The organism is Bifidobacterium pullorum subsp. gallinarum, from assembly GCF_000741215.1.
Lineage (GTDB): Bacteria > Actinomycetota > Actinomycetes > Actinomycetales > Bifidobacteriaceae > Bifidobacterium > Bifidobacterium pullorum_B.
The window spans coordinates 56,572-68,202 of the sequence record NZ_JGYX01000004.1 but is presented as its reverse complement, the minus strand read 5'-3'; the positions used below and the strand labels follow the sequence as shown (position 1 = coordinate 68,202).

7 protein-coding genes are annotated in these 11,631 nt (G+C 63.3%); 4 read left to right on the top strand and 3 right to left on the bottom strand.

Annotated features, from left to right (window positions below):
- Positions 1-10: 10 nt before the first annotated feature.
- Positions 11-1,288, bottom strand: a complete 1,278-nt coding sequence (locus tag BIGA_RS05480; RefSeq protein ID WP_033507685.1) for an O-acetylhomoserine aminocarboxypropyltransferase/cysteine synthase family protein — start codon at positions 1,286-1,288, stop codon at positions 11-13.
- Positions 1,289-1,463: 175 nt separating this feature from the next.
- On the opposite strand from BIGA_RS05480, the gene BIGA_RS05475 reads away from it, so the two are divergent.
- The 3 genes from BIGA_RS05475 to BIGA_RS05465 all read left to right on the top strand — a co-directional run bounded on the left by BIGA_RS05475 (position 1,464) and on the right by BIGA_RS05465 (position 4,355).
- Positions 1,464-2,459, top strand: a complete 996-nt coding sequence (locus tag BIGA_RS05475; protein WP_161786269.1) for an EamA family transporter — start codon at positions 1,464-1,466, stop codon at positions 2,457-2,459.
- Between the two features lie 51 nt (positions 2,460-2,510).
- Positions 2,511-3,860, top strand: a complete 1,350-nt coding sequence (locus BIGA_RS05470; RefSeq protein ID WP_033507683.1) for an MFS transporter — start codon at positions 2,511-2,513, stop codon at positions 3,858-3,860.
- Between the two features lie 75 nt (positions 3,861-3,935).
- Positions 3,936-4,355, top strand: a complete 420-nt coding sequence (locus tag BIGA_RS05465; protein WP_051917117.1) for a GNAT family N-acetyltransferase — start codon at positions 3,936-3,938, stop codon at positions 4,353-4,355.
- Positions 4,356-4,584: 229 nt separating this feature from the next.
- On the opposite strand, the gene BIGA_RS10025 is transcribed toward BIGA_RS05465, so the two are convergent.
- Both BIGA_RS10025 and BIGA_RS05460 read right to left on the bottom strand, forming a co-directional pair.
- Positions 4,585-4,713 carry a hypothetical protein gene (locus BIGA_RS10025; protein WP_272944574.1) on the bottom strand — a complete coding sequence of 43 codons (129 nt, stop codon included), beginning with the start codon at positions 4,711-4,713 and terminating at the stop codon, positions 4,585-4,587.
- Positions 4,710-5,783: an oxidoreductase gene (locus BIGA_RS05460; RefSeq protein WP_051917116.1), complete on the bottom strand. Its 1,074-nt coding sequence runs from the start codon at positions 5,781-5,783 to the stop codon at positions 4,710-4,712. The genes BIGA_RS10025 and BIGA_RS05460 overlap by 4 nt, the downstream gene beginning before the upstream one ends.
- Positions 5,784-6,124: 341 nt before the next feature.
- Here BIGA_RS05460 and BIGA_RS05455 point away from each other — a divergent pair, with 341 nt between their 5' ends.
- Positions 6,125-11,203, top strand: coding sequence for a metallophosphoesterase (locus tag BIGA_RS05455; protein ID WP_081929508.1), 5,079 nt, complete (start codon positions 6,125-6,127; stop codon positions 11,201-11,203).
- Positions 11,204-11,631: the final 428 nt, after the last annotated feature.

The following is an 11,631-nucleotide window of genomic DNA, read 5'->3' as shown; positions in this document are numbered from 1 at the left end:
CGGAATGCGATTACAGCACCGCGTCCATCGCCTGCCTGAGGTCGGCGATGATGTCGTCGGCGTTCTCGATACCGCAGCTCAGGCGCACCAGATCGATGCCCACGCCGGCCTCATCGAGCTGCTCCTCGGTGAGCTGACGGTGCGTGGTGCCGGCCGGGTACAGCGCGCAGCTGCGAGCGTCGGCCACATGCGTGGCGATCGAAATCATCTTGAAGTGGTCGAGCAGCGCGGAGACCTTGTCGCGGCCGCCGGGCACGCCGAAGGAGATCACTCCGCAGGTGCCGTTCGGCATGTACTTCTTGGCGGTCTCGTAATACTTGTCGCCGGGCAGGCCTGGGAACTGCACCCAGCTGACGCGCGGATCGGCGGCCAGGAATTCGGCCACCTTCTGCGCGTTCTCGCAGTGGCGCTGCATGCGCACGGCCAGAGACTCCAGATGCATGCCCATGATCCACGAATTCATCGGCGCCGGGGTGGAGCCGAAGTCGCGCATCAGCTGCGCGGTCGCCTTGGTGATGAACGCGCCCTTGCCGAAATCCTTCGCGTAGGTCACGCCATGGTAGGAGTCATCCGGCGTGGTCAGGCCCGGGAACTTGTCCGCATGAGCCATCCAGTCGAAGTTGCCGGAGTCCACGATCGCACCGCCCACGCAGGAGCCGTGGCCGTCCATGTACTTGGTGGTCGCATGGGTCACGATGTCCACGCCGTACTCGAACGGACGGCAGTTGATCGGGGTGGGGAACGTGTTGTCCACGATGATCGGCACGCCGTGGTCATGCGCGGCGGAGACGAACTTGTCGAAGTCGAGCACGATCAGCGCCGGATTCGAGATCGATTCGGCGAACACGGCCTTGGTGTTCGGTTGGAACGCGGCGTCCAGCTCCTCCGGCGTGCAGTCGGGGCTCACGAACGTGCACTCGATGCCCATCTTGCGCATCGTCACGTTGATCAGATTGAACGTGCCGCCGTAGATCGCTGACGAGGCGACGATGTGGTCGCCCGCATTGCAGATGTTGAACAGCGCGAAGAAGTTCGCCGCCTGGCCGGACGAGGTCAGCATCGCGGCCGCGCCGCCCTCCATCTCGCAGATCTTCGCCGCCACCATGTCATTCGTCGGGTTCTGCAGGCGGGTGTAGAAGTATCCGGACTCCGACAGGTCGAACAGTCGGCTCATCTGCTCGCTGGACGTGTACTTGAACGTCGTGGCCTGGATGATCGGCGGGGTACGGGACTCGCCGTTGCCCGGCTGATAGCCGCCCTGTACGCATGTGGTATCGATCGCGCTCATTGATGCTCCTTCTATTGTTGCCGCGATGCCTGCCGCCGCGTCGTCCCGACGGCGCGCGGCCGCATCGCCGGCCATGGTCCTGGCTACGCATACTCTAACACCGCGGGTCGGCGCGGAGGCTCGCGTGCCCGGTGGTTGGGCATCCATGTCATCTATGACGCGTTATCATCATCCGGTGAGCAAGACGAATGAGGGTATGCGTAACGGTATTGGAACGGGTGCTGCGGCGGGCGGCGCGGGCCGGGGTGATCGGCCGTCGTCGGGCGGCCGCCGGGTGGTGCAGACCCCGCAGGGCGTGACGGCGATGGTGGTCGCCGAGGTGGTGTACGGGTTCTTCCCGCTGTACTGGGCGGCGCTCGCGAATATCTCGTCGATGAACGTGATGCTGTACCGCATCGTGACCGCCGCGGTGGTGATGGTGCTGTTCATGTTGGCCACGCGGCGCTGGCCGCGGTTCGTGGCGTCGGTGAAGGCGCTGTGGGCGCGCCCGAAGGTGTTCGCCGCCGCGGTGGCCGCCGCCGTGCTCGTGACGATCGACTGGGTGGTCTATATCTACCTGGTGTCGATCGGGCACACCTCCGAGGCCAGTGCGGCGAACTTCCTGATGCCGCTGATCAACATGCTGCTCGCCCTAGTGTTCCTGCGCGAGCGGACCACCGGCTTGAGCATCGTATCCATGCTTGTGGCGCTGGCCGGCGGCGTGCTGTATGTGATGGACACGGGCGCGTTCCCCGGGCTGGCGATGCTGATGACGTTCAGCTACAGTGGCTACTGCCTGATCAAACGTTTCGTGCCGCTGGATCCGTTCGAGTCGCTGACGTTCGAGACCGGCGTGCTGACGCCGTTCGCATTCGTGGCGCTCGCCGTGCAGCCGCGGTTCGGCGTGCCGGCGGGGGAGCCGTGGTGGGGCTGGCTGCTGCTGGCCGGATGCGGCATCCTGACGGTGATTCCGCTGGTGCTGACCTCGTACGCGGTCAAGCACGCCACGTTCATCACGGTGAGTTTCAGCCAGTACATCACGCCGACGATCCAGTTGGTGCTGGGCATTGTGGTGTTGGGCGAGCAGGTGCCGGCCAGCCGGTTCATCTCGTTCACGGTGATCTGGCTGGCGCTGGTGGTCTACTCCTTCGACGTGCTGCGCCAGCATCGCCGCCGCTTGACGTTGGGATGATCCGCGACGGCATGCCGCTGGATCGCGTGATATTGAGGGAAGGAATATGGCATGGACGGAAATAGTCGAACCATACGCGACATACCGTCGACCGGGCTGTGGGCCGCCCTGATATTTCTGGTCGCGTTGAACCTGCGTCCGGCGATCGCGGCGGTGGGGCCGCTGCTGACGCGGATCGGCATGGATCTGAACTGGGGTGAGGGCGTGCAGGGAATCCTGGCGGCGATGCCGCTGTGGGCGTTCGCCGCGATCAGCCCGCTGGTGGGGCTCGTCACCGCACGGATCGGTACGGATGCGACGGTCGCCGTGGCGCTGGCGCTGCTGGCTGTGGGCGATGTCGTGCGTTCGGTCGGCGGACAGATCTGCGTATGGCTGGGCACGGTCGGCGTCGGCGCGGCCATCGCAATCGGCAACGTGCTGGTTCCGGTCATCGCCAAACGTGACTTCCGCGAACGTGTGTCGATGGCCACCGGCGTGTACTCCGGCTGCATCACCGCGGGGTCGGCGATCGCCGGGGCGACGGCCGTGCCCTTGGCCGACCTGCTGGGCGGCTGGCGGCCGTCGCTGGCGTTCTGGGCCGTGCCGCCGCTGGTGGTACTGGCGTTGTGGCTTATGCGTCTACGGCGTACATCGCGTCGGGTGACCGCCGGGATGCGTCGCGACAAGACCGGGGAACCTCGGGCGGACGCTGCAACCGTGTGCGCGGCGATGCCGCCTGCGTCGGGTGCCAAGAGTACCGCGGAAACAGGGGATTCGTCGAAATGTCCGGATGCGCGCGTGCCTCGGAGCGGAACGGGCGACGATGCGCGGCCGGCCGGCGATGTCGCATCGAATCCGGCTCCGCTGTGGCGTCGGCCGATGACGTGGTGGGTGACCTTATATATGGGGTTGCAGTCGGCGGCGTTCTACACGATGTCCAACTGGCTGCCGAGCGTATCCGCGGGGGCGGGGTTCGACGAGGGGACGGCGGGCATGCATCTGTTCCTGTTCCAGTCGATCGGCATCCTCTCCGGACTGCTGGTGCCGATGCTGATGCAGGTCGGCGGCAATCAGGTGTGCGCCGCGCTGGTCTCCAGCCTGCCCATGGTTGTGGCGTATGTCGGCATGCTGACGCTGCCGCAAGCCATGATGGTGTGGAGCGTCATCGGCGGCTGCGGGCAGGGCGCCACACTGGTGGTGGCGCTGTCGCTGATCGCGTTGCGTGGCACCACCGCGCAGGAGACCGTCCGATTGTCCGGTATCGCCCAGTCGTTGGGATATCTGCTGGCGTCGATCGGTCCCGCCGCGTTCGGCATGCTGGCCGAGCTCTCCGGGGCGTGGGCGGCGCCGTTGCTGTTGGCGTTGGCGCTGGCCGCGGCGCAATGCGTGGTTGCGGTACTTGTCGGCCGTCCTTGTCCATGAGAGGCGAGCGTGTGGCAGGTGTGAAACACTTACGCGATATACGGATCGGTTGTGTTCATTAAGGAGTTGAGCGTCATGACGGCATTCGAATATGCGATGGAGCCGGACGAGGCGGTGAAATCCTCGATCCATGAGATTCTGCGCGCCTACAACCGCGAGCATTTCGAGATCCTGGACGAGCGGGAGATCGCGATCACGGCCAAGGACGATGACGGCGCGGTGGTTGGCGGCGTATACGGCACGATGTTCGGCCAATGGTTGGAGATCGAGGTGTTGGCGGTGGCTCCGGGTCATCGTGGCCGGGGCGTGGGCAGCGACCTGCTGTCTCGCATCGAACAGGCCGGGCGCGAGCACGGCTGCCGGTATGCGCTGCTCAACACCTTCGATTTCCAAGGGCGCGACTTCTACCCGAAGTACGGCTACCGCCAGATCGGGGAGATTCAGGGCTACCCGCTGACCGGCAGCCAGCACTGGTTCGTCAAGGATCTCCGCTGATTGCGTCTGCCCGGATCCCGTTCCTGTCCCGGTCCACGGCACCTTCGGATTCTGGCGCCCTCGGACTCTGACACCCTCGGACCCTGACGCATTGAGGCTCAACACTCCCGAACTCTCCGGACTCTGATGCATCGTGACTCTGATGCTTTCCAAAAAACGTTGTTATTCCGCGGTTCTGTGGAATATGTCAGAGTCACGATGCATCAGAGTCCGAACGAAGCCGGGTGTGTCAGGCGGCGGTGGCGGCCAGATAGCCTTCCTCCACGGCGCGGTTGATGTCCGCAGCCTTGCCATTGCAGTCGCCGACCAGCGTGACCTTGATGCCGTGCTCTTCGAGCGCGGCGGTGTCGAAGGTCACTCCTCGGCGGCGATCTGCCCCATCATCTCGACGATGGTGACCTCGCAATCGCCTTGGGCGATGTACTCGGCGGTCTCCGCTCCGACCAGGCCGCCGCCGACCACCGCGATCTTCCGCGGCGTCCCGGCGGGCGTGATGACACGCTTGTACTCGTAGCCGTCCTCCGGGGTCATGATGCGTCCCACCGTGGAGACCGGCACGGACACGGCCTCCTTGATGCGGCGGGCGTACGGCGCCATGAAGCATTCGGGACGCGTGCCCATCGCGGGGATGGTGTCGTTGAGATTACCGGTGTGGTTGGCCTGACCGACATGGAAGGTGTCGACGCCGTCGGCCTCAAGCAGCTTGGCGAGTTCCACCGCCTCGTCGATGAACAGGCCGCCGCGGCCGAGCTGCGGGTTCTCGGTGATGATCGGCAGCTTGTAGTCGATGCAGATGTCCGGCGAACCCTCACGGATGGCGCGCACGACCGCGCGGGCGAAGCGCGTGCGGTTCTCGAAGCTGCCGCCGTACTCGTCGGTGCGTTGGTTGATCAGCGGCGAACACAGCGAGCCGATCAGACGGTCGCCGTGCACCTCGATGGCGTCCGCACCGGCCTGCGTGGCGCGGCGGGCCAGCGCGGTGATATGGACGAGGATCTCCTGAAGGCGTTCGCCGGTGACTTCATTGATGTAATGCTGCATGTCATGGTGCAGTTTGGCCCGGGCGCCGGCCATGTCGCCTTTGGCGAAGAGTTCGGCCACGGCCACCGTGTCGTACTCCGGGTGGAACACCTGCAGGCCGAGCTTGCAATCGAATTCGTGCAGCGCGTCGGCCAGGGCCTTGAACGAGGGGATCTGATCATCGTTGACGAGCTTGGGCGTGGGGGAGATAGTGCGCACGGGGTCACGGTCGCCGAGCACGATGTAGGAGGCACCGCCTTCGGCCACGCGCTTGTAGAAGTTGATGCTCTGCTCGGTGATGGAACCGTCGCGTGCCTCGTAGCCGGTGGTCATCGGCGGGAACATGATGCGGTTCTTCAGGGTCATATGGTTGATTTCAAGCGGTTCGAGCAGGGTTTGCAGTGCCATGTGGTGCTCCTTTGCGTGTCAATGGGTGGTGGATGCGCCGTGGTGATGGCCGGCCTCAACGCTGTGGGTGCCGTGAGGCGAGGATCTCAACATCGAGATGTCAATACTTCACTGTTGATACGCACATTATCGCCACAAATATGCGCAACGTGTAATTGATGCATGGCGTGTGGCGCATCAACGGGACGGCGGGGTAAGTGTACAAAACGCGAACGCGCGAAGAATACTTGACGACTATGCGGGGAAATCGAACGGAACGTCCGCATGGTGCCTGTCGGTGCGCTCTTAGAGTGGGGACGCCATTCCTTCTTGGGAGCGGCTGCCTATGAGAAAGAGAAAACATGCGTCACATTCTTCCCCAATCATCGCGGTGCGCTCGCCGTCTGGCGGCGCTCGCCTTGGGCGTCTCGCTGGCTGCGGTGCCATGCGTGACCACCGTCAGCGCCTATGCTGATGAATCTGCGCAGAATGCGTACAGTGTCACGCCGCTTGCAGCGACGGGCGCAGCCATCGCCGGCGGCATGCCGGTGGTCATCACCGAGCTTGCCGTCAACACCGGTAACACTGTCGGCGGCGTCGACACCATGGTGGACGCCGGCGAATACATCGAGCTGACGAACATGGGTGCGGAGCCTGTGAACATCAGCGACCTGAGCCTGACCTACAACGGGGTCGACTGGACCCCCGAGGCTTTCGAATCCGCGGCCGCCGACGCCTCCTTGGATGTGGCCGTCCAACCTGGGGCGTCCATCGTGCTGTGGGACAATTTTGCGCAATTCGAATCCGATCTGGAAGGGCAGGATCTCGCTGCCTGTTTCAATGCCTTCTGGCAGGATGCGTCCGGCGTCGACCCGCAGCTGCAGTACGGCGTCAACCTGTTCACCGTCTCCAAAGGCGAGGGCATGGCGAACGGGAGCGCCCGTACCCTTGTGTTGACCCGGAAGTCCACCGGCGCCACCAACACCGTTGGCTATGACGGCGGAGGCGCGGCGGACACCACGCTGAACCTTTCTTATGACGCCAATGGCGTCGGTACGCTCAGCACTGACAACTCCGCCACGCCTGGTTCGCTTGTCGAAGGACAGAAGCCGGAATCTTGGCCTGTCCAGTCCGATCGCGAGACCATCATCACCGATGTCAGCGAACTGCCGGAGGTCGTCTATGACACCGACGCCATCACGCTGAAGGCGCAGATCGCCGTATCCGATGGTAACGAGCACATCGCCTCGGTGGCGTTGCAGTGGAAGACCGACACCGATACCGACTATGTCGACTCGAACCTCGCCGGCACCGTCGAGAACGACGTGTGGTCGTTCGCCATCCCCTCCGGCACGTTCGCGGGCAAGGGCACGATGGCGTACCGTTTCGTCGTCACCGATGACGAGGGGCTCGTCACCACGCAGGAAGGTGCGCAGATCGCGCTCTCCGTGAACCAGAGCGGGTATGAGCAGGCGCTGGTCCCGCTGGTCATCACCGAGATGGATCCGAACTCCGCCAATGTCGGCGGGGCCGACGGATACGAGTTCATCGAAGTCACGAACGTCTCTGATCAAACTGTTGACTTCTCTGACGCCTACACCATCTACTACAGCTATCCGGAACAGGGCGATGCCGGAGACGTGGAGTGGGGCGCCGATCAGGCCGACATCAAGATCGCCGCCGGCGATTCTGCGGTGTTTTGGATCAAGAACGGTTCGAACGACGACCTGACCGACACCGATTTCAACAATGAGTTCGACCTGACCGGCGAGCATGCGCTCACGATGGGTAAGGACCTGTTCACCATCCATTCGGCGGGCATGTCCAACAGCTCGGCACGTCTGATGAAAATCAGCACCAAGACCAAAACCTTGGTTTCGTCGGCGGCATACACCGCGGACTCCAGTGGGTCGAACACCCTGCGTTACGTCTATGCCGGCGGCACGAATGAGAGTACGCTTGCCAGCATCGATCAGCCCGCCACCCCGGGCAGTGTGGCTCCATCCGACATCCGCGCCACTGCATACACGTTCCCCCAGAACGTCACCGCTCCCGATATCGCCGATTCCACGCCGTCCACCTTCGGCGCCGACGAGGATGTGACCTTCACGTTTGACGTGCGTTGCACCGGCACCGACGTCAAACGCGTGACGCTGTACACCAGGACTTCGGGAGGATCCGGGTACACCTCCCACAACCTGGTGAAGGCTGCGGGCAGCGATACCTATAGCTATGTGATGAACAAGATCGACCTGATCCGCAAGGCCTCGATCGAGTATTACGTGGAGGCTTCCAATGGCATCGGTGCCCCGGTGCAAAGCGAGCCGAAGACCATCGTCGGTACGGATTACGATGATTCCGAAGTCCGCCTGAACATGGTCGACGGCCAGTTCCTGCGCGGCGAGCAGGCGGTCCGTGCCACCGGCGCCGATAAGGATGCCCGCCCGTCCATTTCGATTGACAGCGAGCCCGTGGGTGTCGAGAGCATGACCACTTCGCTGGAATCCGAGCCGTATATTGCCGCCGAAATCACCCAGACGGACATCTTCTTCTACAATTCGTTCACCAGGAAGCTCGACATTCAGGGTACACCGAGCGAGTCCGATTGGCAGGAGAACGTGATCGGCTCCTTCGACGACGGCACCTACGGCGACACAGCCACTGTGTCGTTCCCGGTCCCGTTGGACATGGTCGAGGACAACACCATCAAGATGTACATGAACGCCGGCACCAAGTCCAGCGCCACCGACATTCTGTCCGACGGCACCGTGAACTCCGAGAACGCCGACAACTACCAGGCGTCCAACATTCGCCTGGTGCTACCCGACGGTACGACGCTGCATGCGAGCAAGGCGACCGCCGGCGTGAGCCCGGGCACCGCCGGTAAGGTGACGGAGGAAGACGTGACCGAGGAAGTCGCGAATCCCGCCAATTCGATCAAGATCGGCGATTCCTCGGGCCAGTATGAGTACATCCTGCTCGAGTTCGAGATTCCCGAAACCTCCGTGGCCGCCAACCAGTATCTGTGGGACACCACCACGGTGGCCGACGGCGAGCATACGGTATCCGCGGAGTTCGGTGCGAACCGCGCCGAGGCCACGGTCACGGTCGATAACACCAAGCCGGTCATCACCCCCGACATCGCCGACGAAGAAAACTCCGGCAAGGATGTCAAGCGCGGAACAATCACCATCGACGCCGAGGCCTCGGATATAACCTCCGGTATAGCCGAGGGCTCGTTGGGCGCAACCCTTGCCAACGGGCAATCCGAGGCCGAACCGATCGAACTGCCGTATACGACATCCTCGGTCGATCTGCCGGCGGGCGAGCACACCGTCACCTTCACCGTCTCCGATAATGCAGGCAACACCACCAGCGCAGAAGTGACCTTCACCACGCCGGAGGAGGATCCGACCGTCACCGCCGTGGAATCGCAGGATGGCGCCGAGCCGACGTTGAGCGTGAGCGCGGCCGACGAGTCGAACGATGAACTCGGCGTGACCTTCTACCGCGGCGAGGCCATGGTTCCTGGAGAAACCGACAAGATCGCCTCCTCGCAGGGCACCACCCGCCAGTCCGGTGTGGCTGACGGGACGCAGGGCACGGCGCTGTCCGCCGAAGACGCCGCCAAGCTCAATGCGGATGACAAGGCGACCGTGACCACCACCGCCGAGGATGCCGGGTTCCCGTACCAGTCCTTCACGGTGAAGGTGCCGGAATCTCTGGCGGCCGACGCGACCGCTTCCACCACGATCCGTTGGAACGGTTCCGCCGAAGCCGGTTCCGACCTGTATGCGTTCGTCAGGAACGTGACCACCGGCGCATGGGATCAGGTGGCCCGGGTCCAGGCCAACGGAAAAGGCAAGGCCACGATTGAGCAGAATGTGGCCAATGCCGACCATGTGGCTGACGGCGCGATGACCGTGGTGATCCAGAATGGTGCCGGTTATGCGCCCGGTGACCTTACCGCCGCGTCTTCCCTTGATGGTGTGGCCGCGCAGGCCGACGGAGAGATCTCCACGATCAACGGAGTGAACGGCGAGCCGGTCATCTCCATGACCGACGATCCGATCAGCCAGGCTGACACCCCACGCCAAGACTATGACTTCACATTCGCGTGGGAGTCCGACACGCAGTACTACAATGCCAACTACGACGACAATGGGTACTTCGAGCACCAGAAGAACATCCACACCTGGCTGCTTGAGAACCGTGACCGGATGAACATCTCCTACATGTTCCACACCGGCGATGTGGTCGATAACGCCGAACTCGACGATCAGTGGGCTCGGGCGGACGAACAGTACAGGCGTCTCGACGAAGCCGGGTTCCCGTACGGTGTGCTTGCCGGCAACCATGACGTGGATCACAAGACCGAGGACTACACGCAGTTCTCCGCCCGCTTCGGTGAGAACCGGTACAACTCCAACCCGTGGTACGGCGGCAGCTACAAGAACAACAAGGGCCATTACGACCTGGTGTCCGCCGGTGGCATCGACTTCATCATGGTGTACATGGGCTGGGGCATCGGCGACGAGGAGATCGAGTGGATGAATGATGTGCTCGCGCGGTATCCCGACCGTGTGGCCATCCTCAACTTCCACGAGTACCTGCTCGCCTCGGGCGGTTTGGGACTGATTCCGCAGGAAGTCTACCAGCGTGTGGTCGCTCCGAACGAGAACGTCAAGATGGTGCTGTCCGGCCACTACCACAGCGCTCAGAAGACAGTCTCGCAGGTCGACACGGATGGCGACGGCGTGGCCGATCGCAACGTGGTCAACATGCTGTTCGACTACCAGGGCATGGAAGAGGGCGGCAAGGGCTACCTGCGGTTGATGCACGTGAACACTGCTGACGGCACGATGAGCGTGCGCACGTATTCGCCGTCGCTTAACGAATACGGCTCCGAATCCGTGGCCACTTCCGAATTCGCGCCCTCGGACGAGGAATTTGTCATCCATCTGAACGAACTGGGCATCGATACGACCCAGGCCGATCGGCCCAAGACGCTGACCACCGATTCCTTCCGCGTCGATGTGCTCGGTGGCGAGGTTATCGGCACTGCCCTGATCGAACCTGCGCAGTCCGATTCCGACGACGTCCGTACTGCGTCGATCGTCTGGAGGGATGCCCCCGAAGGTGTTCAGGGATGGTATGCCAAGGTCACCTCGCCGTACGGAGGATCGGCCACCTCGGCTGTCGACTATGTGACAGTGGGCGTCGGGACGGGCGAACAGCAGCCTTCGGATGGGCAGCAGCCTTCGGGCGGACAGCAGCCTTCGGGCGGACAGCAGTCCTCTTCCTCGGGTCGGCCGGACGGCGAGAAACCGGCGGACACCGGTGCTGGAGTGATGGTGCCTACGGTGATCGCCGCGGTTGCGTTGTTGATTGCGGGCAGCTGCATGGCGCTGCGTAGTCGCGGCGGCCGCCATCGCGTCTGACCTTGGGCGGCCGTCGTCCGAGGAAGATGGCCGCCTGATTGTCCAATAATCGTGCCGGTGCGGCGGAGCCTTGATCTTCAAAGGTTCCGCCGCACCGGCATGGTTATGCAAGAGCAGATCGAACCGTTCTGATGCGGTCCGACGGCGCGATGGGATTGCCCTGCCGTGTGATTGCGGCATGGAATGATCCTGGTCTTGTCCGATGGGTTTCGTCCCTCGTGGTTGCGGCATGGTACGGAATCCTGTTGATGGGTTTTGGACGGTTTTGTACCCCGCAGTTGTGGTACGGAATGCTGGGGGATGCGTTTTGGGGATGCCGTACCGCGTGGTTGTGGTACGGGAGATGCCGGGGCCATCCGAGGGATTCTGTACCACGCGGTTGTGGCGGTGGCAAGAAGGCTGGGGCTGGTCGGGGAGTTGCGGGTGAT